Origin of the sequence: Brenneria populi (assembly GCF_036016195.1) — a bacterium.
Classification (GTDB): Bacteria; Pseudomonadota; Gammaproteobacteria; order Enterobacterales; family Enterobacteriaceae; genus Brenneria; species Brenneria populi.
Window position 1 is genome coordinate 734,653 of the sequence record NZ_JAYWTM010000001.1, and the last position, 21,618, is coordinate 756,270.

General features: G+C 56.1%; 21 protein-coding genes and 1 pseudogene. 12 read left to right on the forward strand and 10 right to left on the reverse strand.

Going from position 1 to position 21,618, the window contains the following annotated elements:
• Window positions 1–333: 333 nt before the first annotated feature.
• A pseudogene (gene ttdR, locus VSX58_RS03280) lies at window positions 334–1,238 on the reverse strand (L-tartrate utilization transcriptional activator TtdR).
• Window positions 1,239–1,436: 198 nt separating this feature from the next.
• Between ttdR and ttdA the strand changes: the two are divergent.
• Together ttdA and ttdB are read left to right on the forward strand one after the other, a co-directional pair.
• On the forward strand, window positions 1,437–2,378 hold the full coding sequence (gene ttdA, locus VSX58_RS03285) for a L(+)-tartrate dehydratase subunit alpha (protein WP_327616804.1): 942 nt from the start codon (window positions 1,437–1,439) through the stop codon (window positions 2,376–2,378).
• Window positions 2,344–2,949, forward strand: coding sequence for a L(+)-tartrate dehydratase subunit beta (gene ttdB, locus VSX58_RS03290; protein WP_327616805.1), 606 nt, complete (start codon window positions 2,344–2,346; stop codon window positions 2,947–2,949). The genes ttdA and ttdB overlap by 35 nt, the downstream gene beginning before the upstream one ends.
• A 78-nt stretch (window positions 2,950–3,027) precedes the next feature.
• On the opposite strand, the gene VSX58_RS03295 is transcribed toward ttdB, so the two are convergent.
• Together VSX58_RS03295 and VSX58_RS03300 are read right to left on the reverse strand one after the other, a co-directional pair.
• Window positions 3,028–3,213, reverse strand: a complete 186-nt coding sequence (locus VSX58_RS03295; protein WP_327616806.1) for a hypothetical protein — start codon at window positions 3,211–3,213, stop codon at window positions 3,028–3,030.
• Between the two features lie 334 nt (window positions 3,214–3,547).
• Window positions 3,548–3,805 (reverse strand): YcgL domain-containing protein, encoded by a 258-nt coding sequence (locus VSX58_RS03300; protein ID WP_327613572.1) that lies wholly within the window; start codon window positions 3,803–3,805, stop codon window positions 3,548–3,550.
• A 136-nt stretch (window positions 3,806–3,941) separates the two neighbouring features.
• Between VSX58_RS03300 and minC the strand changes: the two genes are divergently transcribed.
• From minC to minE, 3 genes are read left to right on the forward strand one after another with little or no spacing between them, the layout of a single operon-like run.
• Entirely contained in the window at window positions 3,942–4,628 is a 687-nt protein-coding gene (minC, locus tag VSX58_RS03305; protein WP_327616807.1) for a septum site-determining protein MinC, read from the forward strand.
• 22 nt (window positions 4,629–4,650) lie between these two features.
• Entirely contained in the window at window positions 4,651–5,463 is an 813-nt protein-coding gene (gene minD / locus VSX58_RS03310; RefSeq protein WP_327616808.1) for a septum site-determining protein MinD, read from the forward strand.
• Window positions 5,464–5,466: 3 nt separating this feature from the next.
• Window positions 5,467–5,736, forward strand: a complete 270-nt coding sequence (minE, locus tag VSX58_RS03315) for a cell division topological specificity factor MinE (protein ID WP_327613575.1) — start codon at window positions 5,467–5,469, stop codon at window positions 5,734–5,736.
• A 219-nt stretch (window positions 5,737–5,955) separates the two neighbouring features.
• Here minE and rnd read toward each other — a convergent pair whose 3' ends face one another.
• The 5 genes from rnd to VSX58_RS03340 all read right to left on the reverse strand — a co-directional run bounded on the left by rnd (window position 5,956) and on the right by VSX58_RS03340 (window position 12,566).
• Window positions 5,956–7,077 carry a ribonuclease D gene (gene rnd, locus VSX58_RS03320; RefSeq protein ID WP_327616809.1) on the reverse strand — a complete coding sequence of 374 codons (1,122 nt, stop codon included), beginning with the start codon at window positions 7,075–7,077 and terminating at the stop codon, window positions 5,956–5,958.
• Between the two features lie 148 nt (window positions 7,078–7,225).
• A complete protein-coding gene (gene fadD / locus VSX58_RS03325) occupies window positions 7,226–8,914 on the reverse strand; it encodes a long-chain-fatty-acid--CoA ligase FadD (RefSeq protein ID WP_327617055.1) in 1,689 nt (562 codons plus the stop codon).
• A 204-nt stretch (window positions 8,915–9,118) separates the two neighbouring features.
• Entirely contained in the window at window positions 9,119–9,730 is a 612-nt protein-coding gene (locus tag VSX58_RS03330; protein WP_407654850.1) for a Slp family lipoprotein, read from the reverse strand.
• A 68-nt stretch (window positions 9,731–9,798) separates the two neighbouring features.
• Window positions 9,799–10,500, reverse strand: coding sequence for a tRNA (adenosine(37)-N6)-threonylcarbamoyltransferase complex dimerization subunit type 1 TsaB (gene tsaB, locus VSX58_RS03335; RefSeq protein ID WP_327616810.1), 702 nt, complete (start codon window positions 10,498–10,500; stop codon window positions 9,799–9,801).
• A 134-nt stretch (window positions 10,501–10,634) separates the two neighbouring features.
• Window positions 10,635–12,566, reverse strand: a complete 1,932-nt coding sequence (locus VSX58_RS03340; protein ID WP_327616811.1) for an ATP-dependent DNA helicase — start codon at window positions 12,564–12,566, stop codon at window positions 10,635–10,637.
• 215 nt (window positions 12,567–12,781) lie between these two features.
• On the opposite strand from VSX58_RS03340, the gene VSX58_RS03345 reads away from it, so the two are divergent.
• On the forward strand, window positions 12,782–13,126 hold the full coding sequence (locus VSX58_RS03345) for a RidA family protein (RefSeq protein WP_327613579.1): 345 nt from the start codon (window positions 12,782–12,784) through the stop codon (window positions 13,124–13,126).
• Between the two features lie 21 nt (window positions 13,127–13,147).
• Here VSX58_RS03345 and VSX58_RS03350 read toward each other — a convergent pair whose 3' ends face one another.
• Window positions 13,148–13,387 (reverse strand): YoaH family protein, encoded by a 240-nt coding sequence (locus VSX58_RS03350; RefSeq protein WP_327616812.1) that lies wholly within the window; start codon window positions 13,385–13,387, stop codon window positions 13,148–13,150.
• 147 nt (window positions 13,388–13,534) lie between these two features.
• On the opposite strand from VSX58_RS03350, the gene pabB reads away from it, so the two are divergent.
• The 5 genes from pabB (at window position 13,535) to VSX58_RS03375 (ending at window position 18,377) form a co-directional block, all read left to right on the forward strand.
• Complete coding sequence (gene pabB / locus VSX58_RS03355; RefSeq protein ID WP_327616813.1) at window positions 13,535–14,995, forward strand: aminodeoxychorismate synthase component 1; 1,461 nt, start codon at window positions 13,535–13,537, stop codon at window positions 14,993–14,995.
• A 30-nt stretch (window positions 14,996–15,025) separates the two neighbouring features.
• Window positions 15,026–15,628: a CoA pyrophosphatase gene (locus tag VSX58_RS03360; protein WP_327617057.1), complete on the forward strand. Its 603-nt coding sequence runs from the start codon at window positions 15,026–15,028 to the stop codon at window positions 15,626–15,628.
• A gap of 163 nt (window positions 15,629–15,791) precedes the next feature.
• Complete coding sequence (locus tag VSX58_RS03365; protein WP_327616814.1) at window positions 15,792–17,156, forward strand: L-serine ammonia-lyase; 1,365 nt, start codon at window positions 15,792–15,794, stop codon at window positions 17,154–17,156.
• A gap of 174 nt (window positions 17,157–17,330) precedes the next feature.
• Complete coding sequence (locus tag VSX58_RS03370; protein ID WP_327616815.1) at window positions 17,331–17,954, forward strand: LysE family translocator; 624 nt, start codon at window positions 17,331–17,333, stop codon at window positions 17,952–17,954.
• 102 nt (window positions 17,955–18,056) lie between these two features.
• Window positions 18,057–18,377 carry an isochorismate lyase gene (locus VSX58_RS03375; protein ID WP_327616816.1) on the forward strand — a complete coding sequence of 107 codons (321 nt, stop codon included), beginning with the start codon at window positions 18,057–18,059 and terminating at the stop codon, window positions 18,375–18,377.
• Between the two features lie 100 nt (window positions 18,378–18,477).
• On the opposite strand, the gene VSX58_RS03380 is transcribed toward VSX58_RS03375, so the two are convergent.
• The gene (locus VSX58_RS03380; RefSeq protein WP_327613585.1) at window positions 18,478–20,028 is read right to left on the reverse strand and encodes a TerC family protein; all 1,551 of its coding nucleotides are present in this window, start codon (window positions 20,026–20,028) and stop codon (window positions 18,478–18,480) included.
• A gap of 576 nt (window positions 20,029–20,604) precedes the next feature.
• On the opposite strand from VSX58_RS03380, the gene manX reads away from it, so the two are divergent.
• A complete protein-coding gene (manX, locus tag VSX58_RS03385) occupies window positions 20,605–21,564 on the forward strand; it encodes a PTS mannose transporter subunit IIAB (protein WP_327616817.1) in 960 nt (319 codons plus the stop codon).
• The last annotated feature ends 54 nt before the right edge of the window (window positions 21,565–21,618 follow it).

The following is a 21,618-nucleotide window of genomic DNA, read 5'->3' on the forward strand; positions in this document are numbered from 1 at the left end:
GCTGCAGGTGCGTTGGCTTTGTTACTCGCCCCATCCTTGGAGCTCGCCCCGTTGGGGCCGCCGCAAGCGGCGTTCAAATCTGCTCCCGGCAGATTTGTCGCTCACCCCAGTAGCTTGACGTCAGTAAGCTCCTGACGAATTTGTCGCAGCAATGCCGCGTGATTCAGCCTGATGGCCTCACCCCTTAGAGGTCAGCTCAAGCGCTGTTCAAAAACGCTTTAGCGTTTTTGTCCTGCAACTCGAATTATTTGGGGTATATAATACGCCATCGGCGTACGTATTCGCATTTCGCTTATGAAACAACGACAATCTACACCGACTTTGCAGCAAACATCAAAATTTCTGCTGCTGACAATAGTTAGCAAAATGCTCCACGCAAACCCGTAGCTTTGCGGAAGAATATAGCGGCGTCTGATATACGGCCCAAATATTGGCGCTTTGCGCATACTCAGGCAGCACTCTGACTAGCGAACCGTCTTTTAGCAACGGGGCGATATCCCACAGGGAACGTAGCATAATCCCCTTTCCCTCTAAGGCCCAGCGAAGAACGATCTCCCCGCTATTAGAAGATAAATGACCAGAGACCTTGACCGATTTCCGCCCTTGCTCGTTTTCCAGTTCCCACACCCCCGCCGTTTGGTCGCGCTCTTTCGTGATGAGACAGTCGTGCTGCCGCAGCTCCGCCAGCGACTTCGGCATTCCGCGGAGTTGTATATATCTGGGCGCGGCACAGAGTATGCGTTGGTTTTTCGTTAACAACCGGGCGATACAGCTATCGGAAATATCATCGTTAATACGGATATCGAGATCGATATTGTCCTTAAGCAAATCAATTTGGCGATCGAAAAGTTCGAAGTGTATCTGCAGATCGGGATAGTTCTCCAGGAGCTGGGTAATCGCCGGCGCGATATAGTTGCGCCCGAAGCCAAAGCTGCAGCCGATACGCCCCCCCCTTTCGGTTCCGCCTTCACCTGAGAGACGGCATCGAGCAGACTTTGCAACTGCCCAAGAATATCGCCGCCGCGTTGGTATACCAGCTTACCGACATCCGTCAGCGCAATGCCGTGCGACGAACGATACAACAGCTTCACACCCAGTTGGCTTTCCAAAAACTGTATTCGCTTGGTGACAAAAGCAGGCGTTTGCCCTAACTCGTCCGCGGCGCCGGCAAAACTGCCTTAGTCAACAACCGTAGTAAGCACCTGCAGATCTTTGGGAATAGGAAATTTGCTGTTCATCTAAAACGTTATCCTATGCAGGAAATATTATGCAGCAGACCGTAATTCATGAATCGTGAATCTTATATTCATACTTCCACGCCCCGTAAACCACACGCTTTGTGTTAGTTTACCAACGGGCAGTGATAAAAACGATCGTTAAAAAATGATAACGAATAGCAAAGATCTCCCCCGGCTACTTAATACTGGAGCGCATAAATGATAATACAAGATGATAAAAATAAGAGCGTGGAAAAACTGACCGACATTATCGCCCGGTTTACCGCAATGATTTCAACCCGCATGCCGAATGATGTTGTAAAAAAATTGGAAGCATTACGCAATATAGAAAATGCGGGAATGGCAAAAACCATCTATGACACAATGTTCGATAATATGGAAAAAGCCATAGCGCTGAATCGGCCGGCCTGTCAGGACACCGGCGAAATTATGTTTTTCGTTAAGGCCGGCGTTCATTTTCCATTATTGGCAGAATTACAATCTATTTTAAAACAGGCCGTGGAGACAGCGACGATAAACGCGCCACTTCGTCATAATGCGGTGGAGATTTTTGATGAGTTTAATACCGGGACCAATACAGGCACCGGGGTGCCTTGGGTGACGTGGGATTTAATTCCCGATAGCGACGAAGCCGAAATTGAAATCTATATGGCCGGCGGAGGATGTACGTTGCCCGGACGCGCAAAGGTGCTAATGCCATCCGAAGGATACGAAGGCGTGGTGCAATTCGTCTTTGAAAATATCTCAACGTTAGCCGTCAATGCCTGCCCGCCGGTGCTGGTCGGCGTCGGCATCGCCACCTCGGTAGAAACGGCCGCCGTACTTTCACGCAAAGCGATATTAAGACCCATCGGCACGCATAATGCCAACCCGAAAGCCGCCGAGCTGGAAAAAAGGCTGGAGGACGGACTGAACCGCCTGGGAATCGGCCCGCAAGGATTGACCGGTAAAACCTCCGTCATGGGGGTGCATATCGAATCCGCCGCCCGCCATCCCTCAACCATCGGAGTGGCGGTATCTACCGGATGCTGGGCGCATCGCCGGGGCACCTTATTAATCCATGCGGATATGACTTATGAAAATATTTCTCACCGGGGGTTTCGCTATGAAAAAAATATTAACAACGCCAATCAAAGATGAAGACCTGGTTGATATCAAGGCCGGAGACATTATCTACCTTAATGGGACTATCGTTACCTGCCGCGATGTTTGTCATCGCCGTTTAATTGAATTGAAGCGCGAATTACCGATTGATCTGCATGGCAAAGCGATCTTTCACGCCGGGCCTATCATCAGAAAAAATGGCGAAAAATGGGAAATGGTTTCCGTTGGGCCGACAACGAGCATGCGCATGGAAAAATTCGAAAAAGAATTTATCGAAAAAACGGGCGTGAAGCTGGTCGTTGGGAAAGGAGGCATGGGGACGAATACCGAACAGGGTTGTATGCAATATAAAGCTCTGCATGCGATATTCCCCGCGGGATGCGGAGTATTAGCCTCAACCCAAGTTGAAGAAATAGAAGAAGTACACTGGATGGAATTAGGCATGCCCGAATCACTGTGGGTTTGCCGAGTGAAAAATTTCGGCCCGTTAATTATTTCCATCGACACATATGGCAATAACCTTATCGAGAAAAATAAAAAATCATTCGCCGAAAAGCGCGACGGCATCGTGGAAGAGATCTGCCGGCACGTCCATTACATCAAATAATATTATTCGAACTGAAATATGTTCCATATTTTAGCGGCGATTAACCTGACGGAACACAGATACGGCACCTGACACTTGTCATCCGTCGGGTTTCGCCGCGGCGAACGGCTCCTCCGCCGGGCGGCAAAAATTGGCGAAGACGGGGCCGCGGCGCGTCAGGGGGAAAACCATACCGCGCGTCATGGCGACGGCATTGCCGTTGTGGATGTTCGGCGCCGATTTCATTGATGCCGCTATGGCGGTTTTGTCCGCCGTCGCCGTCATATTGCCGACGCGCGCCCCATCTCAGGCTGATAGCATCAGCGATAAATCGGCTCGGGGAAACATTTTTCCGCCCGGCGTCGCCGATCGCGCCGGCGAATGGACTGAGTCAAACGGGGCCCATCGGCTGGTTCGGCGCCCGTATCCCCGTATCCCCACCTTCCCGATGGCTGTCCGCCTTCGCGGGTAACCGCGTTTTTCGTGCTGATTAGTTTGATGATTGACGCAGCGGTCGGGTCGCTTTGAACCGGAAACCCGGTTATTGGCGCCGGGTTTCTTTTAGCGGCGGCAAGACTAAGGCATTATCCGAAAATAGCCGCGGTATTGTTTTTTTACATTATAAAAGCGTCTTTAATAAATTCTCCGGAGGCGGCGGAACCTGGAGATAAAACCCCTGCTCTTTAAGCGCCTGTTTAACTTTTTCAATATCGGCGTTAACCAATTTCTTACTGCCGTCCAGCGGCAATAACATCGCCAAATGCGGCGTACCGAAACTCTTCATCAACGCCTCGGGCACGCGGGAAAAATCGTCTTTTTTTTCGACATAAAGATATGTTTGATCGCGTTTGGAACTTCGATAGATCACACAAAACATTTTTTTTACTCTATTTAATGAGAATGGCGTCTTGCCTGTATATAATTGTGACTATAACATGCTTATAGCGCTCTGGAATATCATGCCTTAAATGTTACTCTGGGGATTAAAAGATGCTGAAACTGAGTCAGGATAGATGTCACAAACGCCAATTGAGCTAAAAGGCAGCAGCTTTACCTTATCGGTTGTTCATTTGCATGATTCCCAACCAGAGGTAATTTATCAGGCATTACAGGAAAAGATTGAGCAAGCGCCGGCTTTTCTGAAGAATGCCCCCGTTGTCATTAACGTCGCCGCTCTAACGGCGGAAACCGACTGGATAAAATTACAACAGGCTATTTCATCGACAGGACTGCGCGTCGTCGGCATCAGCGGATGCAAAGACTTGCAGTTAAAACAGGCGATTACCCAAGCCGGGCTGCCGCTGTTGAGCGAGGGGAAAGAGCAGCGTCGGGCGCTTGAGCCTATCGCCGCCCCTCCCGCGGCGGTGAAAACCAAAGTCGTTAATACGCCTGTTCGTTCCGGCCAGCAGATTTACGCCCGGAACAGCGATCTGATTATCACCAACGGCGTCAGCGCGGGCGCGGAAGTCATCGCCGACGGCAATATTCATATTTACGGCATGATGCGCGGCCGCGCCCTGGCAGGCGTTTCCGGCGATGTGCAAAGCCAGATTTTTTGCACGCATCTGGCCGCAGAGTTGGTATCCATCGCCGGCCGCTACTGGCTGAGCGACCAGATACCCGCTTCCTATACCGGACAGGCGGTCAGGATCAACCTGAACCTGCTGGACAATGCATTAAACATACAACCTTTAGACTAAGCCCTTTGACAAGGAAACATTTATGGCACGCATCATTGTTGTTACATCGGGTAAAGGGGGCGTTGGCAAGACCACTTCAAGCGCGGCCATTGCTACCGGTTTAGCCCAGAAAGGAAAAAAGACGGTTGTCATCGACTTCGACATCGGTCTGCGTAACCTCGACCTGATCATGGGATGCGAGCGTCGTGTGGTTTACGATTTTGTTAATGTTATTCAAGGCGATGCCACATTAAATCAGGCGCTGATAAAAGATAAACGCACGGAAAATCTTTATATCCTGCCTGCGTCGCAGACCCGCGACAAAGACGCCCTTACCCGCGAAGGGGTAGAAAAGGTGCTGAACGATCTGCACGAAATGGCGTTTGATTTCATCGTCTGCGATTCGCCGGCGGGGATCGAAACCGGGGCGCTGATGGCGCTCTACTTTGCCGATGAAGCCATTATCACCACCAACCCCGAAGTCTCCTCCGTACGCGACTCCGACCGAATCCTCGGCATTCTGTCGTCGAAATCCCGCCGGGCGGAACGTTCGGAAGAGCCGATTAAAGAACACCTGCTGTTAACCCGCTATAACCCTGGGCGGGTAAGCCGCGGAGATATGCTGAGCATGGAAGACGTGCTGGAGATTCTCAGGATCCCGCTGCTGGGCGTTATTCCTGAAGATCAGTCGGTGCTGCGCGCATCCAACCAGGGCGAACCGGTTATTCTCGACGACGACGCCGATGCGGGCAAAGCCTATGCCGATACGGTAGATCGGCTGTTGGGCGAAGAAAGGCCTTTCCGCTTCGTTGAAGAAGAGAAGAAAAGTTTCCTTAAACGCCTTTTTGGGGGATAAATTATGGCATTACTCGACTTCTTTCTGTCCCGCAAAAAAACAACGGCTAATATCGCCAAGGAGCGGCTGCAAATTATTGTTGCGGAACGACGCCGGGGAGATAGCGAACCCCATTATCTGCCGCAATTAAAACGGGATATCCTTGAGGTTATCTGTAAATATGTACAGATAGATCCTGAAATGGTAAATGTTCAGCTAGAGCAAAAGGGGGATGATATTTCCGTGCTCGAGCTGAACGTCACATTGCCGGAAGTGGAAGATACTCCGAAATGATTCTTCTGCCCTAACACCCCCGGTTTATTTTCGGGGGTGTTATATCGCGGGAAATGATCTGCGAAAAAATAGCAGAGCCGAATAAAAAATATCGCCTGAAACGTTTTCCCCCTTATCTCGGATATTTCCGAAATAAGCGTTGCCATCGCCGATTATCCATGCCGGCTTTCCGCCGCCTTCCCCACGAAATATCTCGTCGATAATTGCAGCGAATCGCCCTTAATATTCTTGCAGAATAGCCCGCAGTTCAGCGCCGAATAACTCATTGCGCCAGCCTGACAGCATTTCCGGTTCGGAATTCCGCTCGTTTAATTGCCAGCGCCAGTTAAGCACCCGATTAATCTGGCGCCGGGAAGCCAGTAGTTCGCTGGATAATCCGCTCCGCTCGCTGACGTTCTGCACCAACGCTTTAATCGCTTTAAACGCCTTTTTATACCCCGGATGCTCGATAAGATTCATCACCGGCGCCGGGCAGGCGTCTTCGGGCAATTCCTTCGCCTGCTCAACCAGCGCCAGCAGCGTTTTGCCATGATAGCGAATTTCCGGACCGCTCAGCCCCAGCGAATCCAGTTCGCCCAGCGACGCGGGCAGGCAACGGGCCACCTGCCACAGATTTTCCTCGCGCACGACGAAATTCACCGCGCTATCCCGCTCGCGCGCTTTACGCAGGCGCCACTCGGCAAGCAACCGCAGGCAGGCCAAATGTCGTCCGCGCAGCTGCCAGGCGTTGCCGATCTCGCGATAGGCAGCCGATGGCTCCAGGATCTCTTGCTTGCGCCGGCACAGCGAACGGCATTCGTCCAGCGCCGCATCCATCCACCCGGCGGTTTGCGTCTCGTCAACCAGCCTGAGCGCCATCGGCAGCAGATAGAACACATCCGCGGCGGCATAGTCGCACTGTTTTTCGCTCAACGGACGCGCCAGCCAGTCGGTACGCGACTCGCTTTTATCCAGCGTGACGTCGCTATATTCCGCCACCAGCGCGGCGAAGCCGTAAGAGAGCGGCTTACCCAAAAAGGCCGCCAGAATCTGGGTATCGATAAACGGTTGCGGCGTCGTGTCGAAGGCATTGAGAAAAACCTCCAGATCCTCGCTTCCGGCATGCAGGAATTTGACCACCCGCTCATCGCGCAGCAGCGCCTGAAAAGGCGTCCAGTCGGTTATCGTTAGCGGGTCGATAAGCGCAAGCCGCTCGCCGTCGTACAATTGAATCAGCCCTAATTGCGGATAGTAAGTTCGCGTTCTGACGAATTCGGTATCCAGCGCCACCTGTTTATGTTGGCGCGCCTGCGTGCAAATCTGTTGTAAGCCGGAGTCGGTCGTGATCAGCTGATAATTCAAAACATCTTTCTCTTGGTTGTACTGACGTGGGTGTGCTTTATAGCGATAAAAAAACTAACGCCGGGTCTACCGGCGTCCTGTACTGTCGGTGATGATAACGCGTCTCGGCGCCTTTCGGCAGAGGATTTATTGATAAATAGTACGGAGCCTAACCATTCGCGGCGCTCTTGGGCGAATACTTATCGCCGCGCAACGCCCGCCGCAGGATCTTTCCCACATTCGACTTGGGCAAATCCGCGCAGAACTCAATGTCTTTCGGCACCTTATATCCCGTCAGGCTGCGGCGGCAGTGCGCAATCAGCGCCTCTTTGGTCAGTGAAGCGTCGCGGCGCACCACAAAAGCCTTTACCGCCTCGCCGGTTAATTCGCTGGCTACGCCGACCACCGCCGACTCCGAGACCTTCGGGTGGCGGCCAATCACATCTTCGATTTCACTCGGGTAAACATTAAACCCCGAGACCAGAATCATATCTTTCTTGCGGTCGATAATGCGCAAAAAACCTTCGCCGTCAGAGGTGACAATGTCACCAGTAGCTAACCAGCCGTCTTGCAAAACCGCATCGGTCTCGGCAGACTGCCTCCAGTACCCTTCCATCACCTGCGGCCCCCGAATCCACAGCTCGCCGGCTTCCCCCATCGGCACGTCATTCCCTTCATCATCGACGATTCTGACGTCCGTGGAAGGCACCGGTATCCCGATGCTGCCGCTATAGCGCTGCAAATCGTAAGGGTTGCCGGAAACCAGCGGAGAGCTTTCCGTTAGTCCGTAGCCCTCCAGCAGATGTTTGCCGGTCAGTTTCTCCCAGCGCTCAGCCACCGCCTGCTGAATGGAGGCGCCGCCGCCGACCGATAGGCGGAGCGTTGAGAAGTCAAGCTGATGGAATTTTTTCTCATTCAGCAGCGCGTTAAATAACGTATTTACGCCGACGATAACGGTAAAGGGGTGTTTATCCAGTTCGCCGACCAGCGCGGGGATATCGCGGGGATTGGTAATCAGCAGATTGGTTCCGCCGAATTCGATAAACAGCAGGCAGTTTACCGTTAGCGCGAAAATGTGATACAGCGGCAGCGCCGTAACCACCAGCTCATGCCGCTCGCGCAATACCGGTCCGTAAGCGGCCTGACACTGCGCCAGATTCGCCTGTAGGTTGCGATGGGTCAGCATGGCGCCTTTGGCGGTGCCCGTCGTGCCGCCGGTATACTGGAGAAAAGCCAGATCGCGATTGCCGATGTCCGGCCTCACGTACGGCAATCGCCGCCCCTGGCGCAGCGCCCGGCGAAAAGGGATCGCCTCGGGCAACGCGTATTTGGGCACCAGCCGCTTGATATATTTAACGATAAAGTTAACCAGCGCGCCCTTGACCGTAGCCAGCTGATCGCCCATGTGGGTCAGAATAACGTGCTGCACCTGAGTGTTATGCACCACTTGTTCCAGCACATGGGCGAAATTGGAGACGATGACGATGGCGCGGGCGCCGCTGTCTTTTAATTGATGCTCCAGCTCGCGCGGCGTGTAGAGCGGATTCACGTTGACCACCACCAGGCCGGCGCGTAACACGCCAAACAGCGCCACCGGATACTGCAGCAGATTCGGCATCATCAGGGCCACCCGATCGCCTTTTTGCAACTTAAGCCGATTTTGCAGATAGGCGGCGAACGCCCTGCTGCGCTCGTCCAACTGACGAAAGGTCATCTCCGTCCCCATATTGATAAAGGCGGGACGGTCGGCATAACGCGTTATCGCGTTTTCAAACATGTCAACCAGCGAAGAATAGCGATCGGGATCGATATCCGCGGGGACGTCCGCCGGATAGCGGGATAGCCAGATTTTGTCCAAGACCTTACTCCCGAGGTGTGTTCTTAATAGCATCGTTCGCCTCCGCGCCGGTCTGTTATTAACATTATTTTAACCTAAATCGGTTATTAATAACCCGCCGATGCGCAAATTGCGAAGCCGATCGCCAATTTCATGTTAATTGTTTATTAAAAAAATCAGGCAACCGAAGTCGCCTGATTCACCATCGCGCGCAACAGCCCCTGGCTATTCGGTGACGAAGGTTTCAATCTCCGCGGGGCCGTACCAACCGCCAAACCCCCAGTCGGGGCCCCAGCCCGGTCCCCAGCCATAGCGGCCACGCCAGCCCCAAGGACCGGGACCATAGGGATTCACCACCCGCTGCGCGACGTTCCAGCGTTGATAGCCCTGAACCTCGACGACTACATAGCGGTAAGGCCGATCGCCGATCGCGCCCTGCTCCGTCCCGGTAATCGGGCCGACCACCGTCACCAGCCTATTTTGAAAATCAACCGGCTCTAGAAAACGATTAACGTAAGCGATAAACCGCCCTTCGGAAGGCGCGTCCAGACGCGGCCTGGCGGCGCTATCGAGCGGCAGGCTGACGATTTCCAGGCGCGTTTTGTCGGCCTCGTTGCGAACACCGACCACCCGGCCGCCAAAGCGGGACGCCTGGCCGACATAAAGCTGCGGCGCATTCATCACCCGGACAAGATCGTCCTGCGGCGTCGGCGAGGCGCCTTTAATGGCATCCGGCACCGTAACGCAGCCGGCAAGCAGCAGCGCGGCCGCGCCGCAAGCCCAGCTTAAGGCCGCGCGGGGGATGCGCCGCCGCCCCTGATTCATACGTCGAGTCATCATGTTCATGACATGCACCTTTTCCAATGTCTGCTGATTAGACTATAACGCACGGAATAAGTTGCCATTTACTCACGGCCGGGCAGTTTCTTCCAGGCGACCTCATTACGCAGATAGCGCGGCTGCGCCAGCTCAACGCCAACGCTCCGCCCCGCCATCCACTGCCGACAGGCCAGGGGCAGCATATCCTCCGCCTGCGGCAACGGCGTCTCGCCGCTTTGTAATGAGAGCGCCGGGTGCTTCGCCATCTCGGCGTAGGTTTCCCAGCCCGTGCCCACCGTGGCCCACAGCCCGCTTAACGGCGCGGTCCGCGCCTGAGCCTGCTGCGGCGTCAGCACCGCCTCTGAATCATCGCCGAGCCAATCCCCGTCGGCGGCGCGCTGATATTGCGCCCAGTAGACCTCGCCCATACGCGCATCGATAGCCGCCAATACCCGCGTCGCGCCGGTGCGGCGGAAGGCGCCCTGCGCCATGGTCGCCAGCGAGGAGACGCCGATCATCGGTAAGCCGGCGCCCAGGGCGAGCCCCTGCGCGATACCGATGCCGATACGCACGCCGGTAAAACTTCCCGGCCCCTGGCCGAACGCCAGCGCGTCCAACGCCTGGAGCGTCAGACCGCTTTCGGCCAGCACCTGCCGGACCATCGGCAGCACACGCTGCGTATGCTCCCGGGGACAAACTTCAAATAAAGAATGAATTTCACCATCATTCCAGAGCGCGACGGAACAGGCTTCCGTCGCGGTATCAAGCGCTAGAATTCGCGTAGACATGCCAACCTCAGGCGGGATCAATAAATCGTAACGGCGCGCATCATAACATATATCCCTGACCGACTTGAGTTAAGCGGATCGCGACGCGCGCGACGCGCGCGATGCGCGCCTCGGCTCCACCTGCGCGCCGGCGATTAGCGCGCGTTTTTCCGGGTAAGAAAGGCGATGGCCCGCGCCAGATCGCGCGTACGCGGCGCCGGCGGCAGGCTATTGAGAAAAACCTCGCCGTAAGGGCGCATAACCAGCCGGTTATCGCAAATAACCAGCACCCCGCGATCGTCGGTATCGCGTATCAGACGCCCCACGCCCTGCTTTAAGGCGATGACCGCATCCGGCAGTTGTACGTCATCAAAGGGTTCGCCGCCGCGCACGCGGCAATCTTCAATGCGCGCTTTCAGTAACGGGTCCTCCGGCGAGGTGAACGGAAGTTTGTCGATAATCACGCAGGACAGCGTATCGCCGCGCACATCCACCCCCTCCCAAAAGCTGCTGGTCGCCACCAGCAGCGCGTTGCCGGCGGAAACGAATTGCGAGAGCAGCTGCGCCTTGCCGGTTTCGCCCTGCAGCAGCACCGGCAGCGTCAGCGCGGCGCGGAATTCGGCGGCCAGATCGCGCATCATCTGGTGCGAGGTGCACAGCATAAAGCAGCGCCCCTGATTGGCTTCAATCAACGGGCACAGCATGGCGGCGAGTTTGCGCGCGGCGCCCGGCCGGTTGGTTTCCGGCAGATAGCGCGGCACGCAGAGCAGCGCCTGGCTGGCATAATCAAACGGGCTCGGCAGCAGCAGGGTGCGGGTATTTTCATCGTCCAGCCCCAGCCTGGCGGTAAAATGTGTCAGCCGATCGTTGACGGACAGCGTGGCGGAAGTGAAAACCCAGGCCGACGGTTTTTCTTTCATCAGCTCACGAAAACGATCGGCCACGGAGAGCGGCGTCAGCGCTAGAACGAAATGCCGGGAACTGCATTCGAACCAGTAGCTGTAGCCGGGCTGCCGCACATCCATCAGACGTTTTAAGCGGCTACGGTAGAGCGTCGCCCGCTCAAAGGCGGCGTCCAATAGGGCGGAACGCCCCAAGGAGAGCTTCGCCACGTCATAGCACAGCTCCAGGGCGTCATCCAGCAGCACCAGCGCGCGCTGAACGGCGGGTTGATTAAAGATGTCGCGCAGATTGCCCCGGAACCCCGGTTCGCCCAGCGCCAGACGAAAATCCTGGGTGCTTTGCGACAGGCGATCCGCGCTTTTTTGTAACTGCGCCGCATCGCGCACCTCGGTGCGATAGGCGATTACGATATCTTTCGCCAAATCCATCAGCTGGCGGCTGGTGAGCTGCTGGCCGAAATACTGGCTGGCGATATCGGGAATTTGGTGCGCCTCATCGAAAATCACCACGTCGCTGTCCGGGATCAGTTCGGCAAAGCCGCTCTCTTTCACCACCATATCGGCAAGATATAAGTGGTGGTTGACCACCACGATATCCGCTTCCATCGCTCTCCGGCGGGCCTTCACCACAAAGCACTCTTTATAGCGCGGGCAATCGCCGCCCAGGCAATTATCATTGGTGCTGGTCACCAGCGGCCAGATAGGGCTATCTTCCGCCACTCCGGCGCAGGTGGTGACGTCGCCCTCCGCCGTTTCGGAAGACCATCCGCGCAGGCGGACCAATTCGCTTAGCGTTTCGGCCGACAGATCGCCGCCCGCCAGCGATTGCTGATCGAGCCGTTCCAGACAGAGATAGTTGGAGCGCCCTTTCAGCAGCGCCAGTTTCCCGGTGTATTTTAGCGCCTGCGCCACCATCGGCAGATCCCTGCTGTAGAGCTGGTCCTGCAACGCCTTCGACCCGGTCGAAATGATGACTTTCTTCTCCGCCCGCAGGGCCGGCGCCAGATAGGCATAGGTTTTCCCTGTCCCGGTTCCCGCCTCCACCACCAGCGCCTGCCGTGCGTCGATGGCCTGCGCGACGGCCTCCGCCATCCGCCGCTGCGGCGCGCGCGGTTTAAATCCGCTGATGGCTTTCGCCAGCGCGCCGTCGGTTGCAAAATCATCAATTACAGGATCGCTCGTCACACACACTCTCTTTGTCGGGTATTGCGGCGCCCGCCGCCCGATGACGGCGCCGCGCCGATTATGCCAAGACTCAACCGGCGCTGCCAGCCTAAATCAGGCGGGCCGTTATCGTGAACAAATTGTCACCAACAATGGTCGCGAACAATTAAAGACGCATACAAGATTATGTTACGCTTGCCGACACGATTTCCCCAAAACCGGAGAAGCAACGCCCCATGTCTATCACACGAATCGACCCCGAAGCCCGCTGGTCCAACGCCGTTATTCATAACCACACCTTGTACCACACCTGCGTCGCGGACAATCTGGATGAAGACGCCCGCGCGCAGACCAAAAACGCGCTGGCGGCATTGGACGAGGTTTTACAGCAGGCGGGCACGGACAAAAGCCGTCTGTTGGACGTCACGATTTTTCTGGCCGACGCCGACGATCTGGCGGCGATGAATGCAGAATGGGACGCTTGGGTGGCGCCGGGCAGCGCGCCCGTCCGCTGTACCGTACAGGCCAAACTGATGGATCCCAGATACAAAATCGAAATAAAAGCGATCGCCGCGCTGTAACACCGCACCAGAGGAGGATGGCTAGCGCTCTTCCTCTTCTTCTCCATCGTCGAAGAAACCCGGCTCATCGTCATCCGCTGCGGCGGTTTCTTCATCGTCAAACATCGCGACAGCCCTCTCTCCCTGATGTTCTTCACGAATTTCGGCCGCCACCGTCGCGATAGCCTGACCGCTGCTCATTCCCTGCGACATCAACTCCTGAATACGCTCTACGGCTTTTTGCTGCTGCGCATGCGTCAGCGCGGGCATACCTGCAATCATGATAAACTCCCGATGGTTGCAACGGGGCGTATCTCCGCCATACACCGGAGGTTGCGGTTTGTGATACGCTCACCGTTAAAATTTATAAGGCGCCAGGCCAGCACCCAAGACATTCACCTGCCAAGCATGGGATTATACAAAAATACGATGCGCTCATCTCCCGTTTATCACCCGCTACCCTATCGGCCACAGGCGCTGTTGACGCTTTTCGCCGCGTTTTCTCAACAGCCGTGGGCGATGCTATTGCATTCGGGCTTTGCCGATCATCCCCATAGCCGTTTCGACGTCATGGTGGCGGATCCGAAGGCCACGCTATGTACTCGCGGCGAGCGGACCGAAATCACCCAGGGCGGCAGCCGGCGACTCTCCGACGCCGACCCCTTTGAACTGTTGCAACAGCAGATCGACCGGCTGGGGATCGCGGCGGACGCGCACCCCGACTTTCCCTTTCAGGGCGGCGCGCTCGGGCTGTTCGGCTATGATTTGGGGCGGCGCATCGAAACGCTGCCCGCGCGCGCGCGGCGGGATATCAGCCTGCCCGACATGGCCGTCGGCCTGTATGACTGGGCGCTCATCGCCGATCACCGGCGTCAGACGTTAACGCTGGTGACGCAGGGCGATCTCCAGGCGCGTCTGGCGTGGCTAAACAGTCCTCCCGCTTGCCCGGCGCAAACGGATTTTCAGCTGACGAGCCCATGGCGCGCCAATATGTCGCGCGGCGAGTACGGCGACAAGTTTGGTAAAATACAAGATTATCTGCGCTCCGGCGATTGCTATCAGGTCAACCTGGCGCAGCGCTTTGCCGCCGACTACCAAGGCGATGAATGGCAGGCTTTTTTACAGCTATCGGCGAATAATAAAGCGCCCTTTTCCGCCTTTTTGCGGCTGCCGGAAAATACGCTGATCAGCGTCTCTCCCGAGCGTTTTCTGCAGTTGGAGAATCGACGAATCCAGACCCGCCCGATTAAGGGCACGCTGCCGCGGCTGGCGGATAAACGCGCGGATAGCCTGCAGGCCGAGCGGCTGGCGCGCTCGGAGAAAGATCGGTCGGAAAACCTGATGATTGTCGATCTACTGCGTAATGATATCGGCCGGGTCGCGGTTCCCGGCAGCGTGCGCGTACCGGAGTTATTCGTTGTCGAGCCTTTCCCGGCGGTTCACCATCTGGTCAGCACTATCGTCGCCGAATTGCCCGCGGACTGTCATGCGGCCGCGCTGCTGCGCGCCTGCTTCCCCGGCGGCTCCATTACCGGCGCGCCGAAAATTCGGGCGATGCAAATCATCGAAGAGCTGGAGCCGCAGCGGCGCAACGCCTATTGCGGCAGTATCGGCTATCTAAGCGTGTGCGGCACGATGGATACCAGCATAACCATCCGTACCCTACTGACCGAGCGAGGGAAAATATACTGCTGGGCCGGCGGCGGCATCGTCGCCGAGAGTCAGGAGCAGGCGGAATATCAGGAAACTTTTGATAAAATAGATCGCATCCTGCCGCTATTAAGTCAACTGGGCAAAAACCTATCCCCGGCGAACGACGCAAACCACGCCGCACGGCGGGGAACAAACGGCGCGCCGCCGGCTGAAGCCGGCTCCCGCGCAGTCAAATAATTCGGGCTAATATTCGAGACGCCTTCAGTGATTGCAACAGACTCGCCGCAGAACCGCTCAACGCCGCCGCTTAATCTGGCGGAATTTATCACGCGTTTTCAACTACAGGCGCCGCGCGCTTGTCCGCCGGCCCATCAGCTGCGCCGGGCCGCCGTGCTGGTGCCGATTGTCCGCCATACCCCCCCGACGCTGCTCCTGACCCGCCGTTCGTCCGTTCTCAGAAAACATGCCGGACAGGTCGCCTTTCCCGGCGGCGCCGCCGACAGCGGCGACCGCTCGTTAATAGAAACGGCGCTGCGCGAAGCGCAGGAGGAAGTGGCGATCCCTGCACGGAATGTGCAGGTGCTGGGGGTGTTGCCGCCGATCGATAGCGTCAGCGGTTTTCAGGTCACCCCCGTTGTCGGCCTCATCCCCGCCGATACCCGCTTTTATCCGAATGAAAGCGAAGTGGCGGAGCTATTTGAGATGCCGCTTGAGGTTGCCTTCGCCCTGGAGCGCTACCACTCACTCGATATCGAACGGCAGCGCACGCCGCGCCGGGTTTACTTTTCCTGGTATCGGCAGCAGTTCGTCTGGGGGTTGACCGCCTCGATCATCCGCCAGCTTGCGCTGCACGTTTCCAGTAAAGCATGACGCGCCTCGTTATCGCGCTGCGGGGACGAAATGCGCGCCGGTTGGCATAAGTTTATTTCATGCGAAAAAGCGGGCTGCGCCACATATTCCACACTACAATAACCCGCCTTAAGAATTTTATTCTAGCCGTTGGCTATATCTGCGCTGTTAAGGAGTTTTTAGCGTGATAAGCGTTTTCGACATGTTTAAAGTCGGTATCGGCCCTTCCAGCTCTCATACCGTAGGGCCGATGAAAGCCGGCAGGCAATTTGTCGATGAGTTGATAAGCCGGGATCTCCTGAGCGCCGTCACGCGCATCGCCGTTGATGTGTACGGTTCTCTATCGCTAACGGGGAAAGGCCACCATACCGATACCGCCATCGTCATGGGGCTGGCCGGCAATATGCCGGATAGCGTCGATATCGACGCCATTCCCGGCTTCATCCGCGATGTTGAACAGCGCCAGCGCCTGCTGTTGGCCGACGGGCGGCATGAGGTCGATTTTCCCCGTGAAGGCGGCATGGTTTTTCGCAGCGAGTACCTGCCGCGGCACGAAAACGGCATGACAATCACGGCGTTCCGCGGGCCCCAGGTCGCGCTCCGCAAGACCTACTACTCCATCGGCGGCGGATTCATCGTCGACGAAGAGAACTTTGGCGCAAGCGTTTTAAACGAAGTCTCCGTTCCCTATAGCTTTAACTCGGCGCAAGAGATGCTGGCGCACTGCAAACAAAGCGGTCTTTCGCTGTCCGGCCTGCTGCTGCGCAACGAACTGGCGTTGCACAGCCGTCAAGATATCGAGACGTATTTCGCGCATATCTGGCAAACCATGCGCGCCTGCATCGACCGCGGCGTCAACACCGAAGGCGTCTTGCCTGGCCCGCTGCGCGTTCCCCGTCGCGCCTCCGCGCTACGCCGCATGCTGGTGGCGTCCGACAAACTGTCGAACGACCCGATGAACGTCGTTGACTGGGTGAATATGTTCGCCCTGGCGGTGAATGAGGAAAATGCGGCCGGCGGGCGCGTCGTGACCGCGCCGACGAACGGCGCCTGCGGCATCGTACCCGCCGTTCTGGCCTATTACGACCACTTTATCGAGCCGGTAGCGCCGGATATCTATATTCGCTATTTTCTTGCCGCGGGGGCCGTCGGCATTCTGTACAAAATGAACGCCTCCATTTCCGGCGCCGAAGTGGGCTGTCAGGGCGAAGTGGGCGTCGCCTGCTCGATGGCGGCGGCCGGGCTGGCGGAACTGATGGGCGCCAGCCCGGAACAGGCGTGCGTGGCGGCGGAAATCGGCATGGAGCACAATTTGGGCTTAACCTGCGATCCCGTCGCCGGCCAGGTTCAGGTGCCGTGCATCGAGCGCAACGCCATCGCCGCGGTAAAGGCCATCAATGCCGCGCGCATGGCGATGCGCCGCACCAGCGAGGCACGCGTCTCCCTGGATAAGGTCATCGAAACCATGTACGAAACCGGCAAAGACATGAACGCCAAATATCGCGAAACCTCGCGAGGCGGGCTGGCGATAAAGGTTCAATGCGACTAGCGCGCTATCGGCATCTCATTATTCCGTTCTCCCTCTCCTTTCGTCTCTCCTCTCGTTCCGCCGCCGTACGGCGGCGCCGAGATTGCAATAAACTCGCTGGCTACCGTCGCTTGCTAACGCCGCGCCGAAAGCGCACACTTGTACTAGTTAACTGGATCATGCAAAGGGATGAAAATGTCAAATATCCTAATCGTATACGCCATGGCGTCGCTGGCGGTCACCGTTATTCCCGGGCCGACCATGCTGTTGGCGTTAACCAATGGGGTGACAAAAAATATCAAAGTGATTTCTTGCGGTATTCTGGGCGCGGCCTTATCCGATTTTATTCTGATCGGTCTGGTCGCCATCGGCCTGGGTTCATTGATGCTCGCCTCTGAAACCCTGTTTTCGCTGGTGAAATGGATCGGCGTCAGTTACTTATTCTGGCTTTCATTACAACTTTGGCAGGCGAAAACGACGCTCTTGTCGCCAATAGCGCAGCACGGCGGCGCTTCGCACTCGGCCAATCGCGCCTTCGCGCGCAGCCTGTTAGTCGCCCTATCCAATCCCAAAGGGCTGCTGTTTTTCTCCGCTTTTCTGCCGCAATTCATCGTCGTTAATGAACCTCAGCTACCTCAATATATCGCTTTCGCCTGCACCACTGCGGCCATCGATATCGCCATCATGGTCGGATACGCCTTCGGCGGCGTGCAGGCCGCGCGCGCCTTTACTGCGATTGGTTTAAGAAGGCTCAATCGCACCTGCGCCGCCATAATGGCATTTCTGGCCGGGGGGTTGGCGATCTACCGCAAAAGCTGACGCCCACGCAACCGGGGAGCGGATTGCGTTAGGCAAACGGTTAAATTTGAAACGGCGCCGGGAGGGCGCCGGCGGAAAACTTATGATAAAAAAGGAGTGAAAATGGGATACAAACAGGTTAACGCGCCGGAAAACTGCGCCGACATGGGTGAAATAAGAGCGGAAATCGATGCGCTGGACCAGGAGGTCATTCATCTTCTCGGCCAACGTTTCGCCTATGTGAAATCCGCCGCAAAGTTCAAGAAAAGTCCGAATCAGGTTCAGGCCCAGGCCCGGTTTGACAGTATGCTCGCACAGCGCAGAGTCTGGGCGGCAAACGCCGGGCTAAGCCCTGAGGTCATCGAAAAGATGTTTCGCGATCTGGTGACGTGGTTTATCGCGCAAGAAATGGCGCATTGGTCGCAGCCGCAGAGCGCCTCTTAACGAACGAAACGCCGCCGCGTGGTACGGCTTGCCCATCCGGGACAAGCCGTATTGGCGCTCCCGCGCATCGTCGACACGTTACGGCGCGGGAAAGCGGCGATTACTCTTCATCTTCCTCAACCGGCGCGGCGATTTTCTCTACCCGCACCAGTTCGATACGATATTCCGAGACTTCCAGAATTTTGCAGCGTAGTTGATGAACTTCGATGACGTCCCCGACGTTGGGAAACTCGTCGCTGTGCGACAGCAGCATTCCCGCCAGCGAGGAGTAGTCCTCTTTCGGACTGACCAGATCGCTGCTGTTGAGCACCTGCTGCAAAGCGTGCAGGTCCGTGCCGCCTTTTACCAGCCAGCCGTCGCCATCGGCGACGATATCCAGCGTCTCATCTTCATCCGGGAACTCGCCCGCGATGGCTTCCAGCACATCCAGCGGCGTAACCAGGCCCTGTACCACGCCGAACTCGTTGCTGACCATCACCAGGCCGCCCCTGGCGCGACGCAGCACCGGCAGCAGATTGATGACGTCCAGCGTCTCCGGCACCACAATCGGCGGGTTTGCCGCGGCGATGCTTTCCACATCGCTATGCTCTTCTAACGCCACCAGCAGCTCTTTGGCGCGCACCACGCCGACCAATTCATCCAGCGATCCCCGGCATACCGGGAACAGGCTGTGGGGGGTATCCAACAGCTGAATGCGGATCTCTTCAACGGAACGCTCGCAGTCCACCCAGGAAATTTCAGTGCGGGGCGTCATCACGCTGCGCAGAGAGCGCGACGCCAGCGTCAAAACGCCGCTGATCATATAGCGCTCTTCTTCGGCGAAGGCGTCAGACGTCACTTTTTGCGGCGCTTCATCCTCGTCGACGGCGGTCTTGCGGGCGCCCATCAGCCGTAAAATCGCCTCGGCGGTGCGCTCACGCAGAGGCCGTCGCGACTGGTGCTTCATAAAGTTATGCCGGGCAATCTGGTTAAACAGTTCGATCAGAATCGAGAAGCCGATCGCCGCATACAGGTACCCTTTGGGAATGTGGAAACCGAAACCTTCCGCGACCAGGCTCAAGCCAATCATCAGCAGGAAGCTGAGGCACAGCACCACCACGGTGGGATGGGCGTTGACGAAATTGGTGAGCGGCTTGGACGCCAGCAGCATTACCCCCATCGCGATAATCACGGCGGTCATCATCACGCCGAGATGGTTTACCATCCCCACCGCGGTAATCACCGCATCCAGCGAGAAGACCGCATCCAGCACGACAATCTGGGCGACGACCGCCCAAAAGCTGGCGTGCGCGCGGTGGCCGTTCTCATCATGCGCCTTATTTTCCAACCGTTCATGCAATTCCATGGTGGCTTTAAACAGCAGAAACAGCCCCCCCGCCAGCAGAATCAGATCGCGGCCGGAGAAGCTAAACTCGCCGACGTGAAACAACGGACGAGTCAGCGTTACCATCCAGGAAATTAGCGACAACAGTCCCAAACGCATTAACAGGGCCAGCGATAAACCGATAAGACGGGCTTTATCTCGCTGTTTGGGCGGCAATTTATCGGCCAGGATGGCGATAAACACCAAATTGTCGATACCCAGAACAATTTCAAGTACCACCAGCGTCAATAGGCCTGCCCAGATTGAAGGATCTAGCAAAAATTCCATGTCAGACTCCGAAAAATGAACGAGCAAATGACTTCAATGCATGCACGGCATTGAATGGCAATAAGAAGAATGGATGTGAATCAGAATGACGCAGAAGGTGATCGGAATGACCAGCCAAGTACAGAAAACCACCAGCGTTAGCGGGTACGCAGAAAACGTTTTGTCGGTGACAGTCCATGGGAAGGGCTAATGCCCAGCGCTCCTTAGTAATTTAACAGAGGATTACTCTAACAGGTTGATCCCATTTTTCACAAAGAATTTATTGCGCTTGTCCGGCGAGATGTAAAATTTTCGTTATTTACCCCACACTTTCATAACCGCGCAAATATTACGCGATCGCCATCACGCTATTTATTTTTTCGCTGGATAAAATAAATCCGGTAATCCGTTAATAACCAGGCTGCAAATTCATTTAATACCATGAATTAAATATGGATTTTTACTCGTAGGGCAGTCAGGTCAGTTGTTTCGATCGCGCAAAGAGGGTAACGGGCAGTCGTCGGTTTAACAGGCGTTGTCCCGATATCCGGACACATTACACACACTATTCGATCGTGAATAATGAGGAGGTAGCAAGTGAGTATTGCGATAATGCTATGCACTCACGGCACCACCGCGGGGCCGCTGCTTAAAACAGCCGAAATGATTCTGGGTGAACAGCAAAACGTCGCCTGGATAGATTTCGTCCCCGGCGAGAATGCTGAAACATTAATGGAAAAATATCAGGAGAAGCTATCCCAGTTGGATACTTCGCTGGGCGTATTATTTTTAGTCGATACCTGGGGAGGCAGCCCGTTCAACGCCGCCAGCCGGATGGTAACGGACAAGGAGAACTATGAAGTCATTGCCGGGGTGAATATCCCCATGCTGGCGGAAACCTTTATGGCGCGGGACGATAATCCGCAGTTCGCCGAGCTGGTTTCCATCGCCCTTGAAGCGGGCCGCGACGGGGTAAAGGCCCTGAAAACGCAAGAGCGGCGAAAAATCGCCGCATCCCCTCCCCCCAAAGCGCCTTCCGCGGCTCCCGCCGCCGGCTCCGGCGAACATATGAAGATCGGGCTGGCGCGTATCGATGACCGCCTGATTCACGGCCAGGTCGCCACGCGCTGGACAAAAGAGACCAACGTCACCCGCATTATCGTCGTCAGCGACGACGTCGCCGCCGACAACGTGCGCAAAACGTTATTGACGCAGGTCGCTCCGCCGGGCGTTACCGCGCATGTGGTCGACGTGGCGAAAGCGATTCGCGTCTACAACAATCCGAAATACGCCGCCGATCGGGTCATGCTGCTATTCACCAATCCGACCGACGTGCTCACCCTGGTTGAGAATGACGTGCGGATAACCTCGGTCAATATCGGCGGTATGGCGTTCCGGCAAGGGAAAACGCAGGTAAATAATGCGGTCTCTATTGATGAAAAGGATATCGCCGCGTTCAAAACGCTGGATAAACGCGGAATCGAACTGGAAGTCAGAAAAGTTTCAACCGATAGCAAAATCAAAATGATGGACTTAATCAATAAGATGGCCCGTTAGCGCAGGCAGAAATCAGGCTGTGCAACGGTTGATTTTATACCCGAAAAATTTCAA

Excerpts from the sequence above, each read along its gene's own strand:
- VSX58_RS03380 (WP_327613585.1), bottom strand. The coding sequence starts at position 20,028 with ATGGAATTTTTGCTAGATCCTTCAATCTGGGCAGGCCTATTGACGCTG.
- VSX58_RS03300 (WP_327613572.1), bottom strand. The coding sequence starts at position 3,805 with ATGTTTTGTGTGATCTATCGAAGTTCCAAACGCGATCAAACATATCTT.
- pabB (WP_327616813.1), top strand. The coding sequence starts at position 13,535 with ATGCGCTCATCTCCCGTTTATCACCCGCTACCCTATCGGCCACAGGCG.
- minE (WP_327613575.1), top strand. The coding sequence starts at position 5,467 with ATGGCATTACTCGACTTCTTTCTGTCCCGCAAAAAAACAACGGCTAAT.
- minC (WP_327616807.1), top strand. The coding sequence starts at position 3,942 with ATGTCACAAACGCCAATTGAGCTAAAAGGCAGCAGCTTTACCTTATCG.
- VSX58_RS03345 (WP_327613579.1), top strand. The coding sequence starts at position 12,782 with ATGTCTATCACACGAATCGACCCCGAAGCCCGCTGGTCCAACGCCGTT.
- ttdA (WP_327616804.1), top strand. The coding sequence starts at position 1,437 with ATGATAATACAAGATGATAAAAATAAGAGCGTGGAAAAACTGACCGAC.
- tsaB (WP_327616810.1), bottom strand. The coding sequence starts at position 10,500 with ATGTCTACGCGAATTCTAGCGCTTGATACCGCGACGGAAGCCTGTTCC.
- VSX58_RS03295 (WP_327616806.1), bottom strand. The coding sequence starts at position 3,213 with ATGACGGCGACGGCGGACAAAACCGCCATAGCGGCATCAATGAAATCG.
- VSX58_RS03370 (WP_327616815.1), top strand. The coding sequence starts at position 17,331 with ATGTCAAATATCCTAATCGTATACGCCATGGCGTCGCTGGCGGTCACC.
- VSX58_RS03350 (WP_327616812.1), bottom strand. The coding sequence starts at position 13,387 with ATGATTGCAGGTATGCCCGCGCTGACGCATGCGCAGCAGCAAAAAGCC.
- VSX58_RS03330 (WP_407654850.1), bottom strand. The coding sequence starts at position 9,730 with ATGACTCGACGTATGAATCAGGGGCGGCGGCGCATCCCCCGCGCGGCC.
- VSX58_RS03375 (WP_327616816.1), top strand. The coding sequence starts at position 18,057 with ATGGGATACAAACAGGTTAACGCGCCGGAAAACTGCGCCGACATGGGT.
- minD (WP_327616808.1), top strand. The coding sequence starts at position 4,651 with ATGGCACGCATCATTGTTGTTACATCGGGTAAAGGGGGCGTTGGCAAG.
- ttdB (WP_327616805.1), top strand. The coding sequence starts at position 2,344 with ATGAAAAAAATATTAACAACGCCAATCAAAGATGAAGACCTGGTTGAT.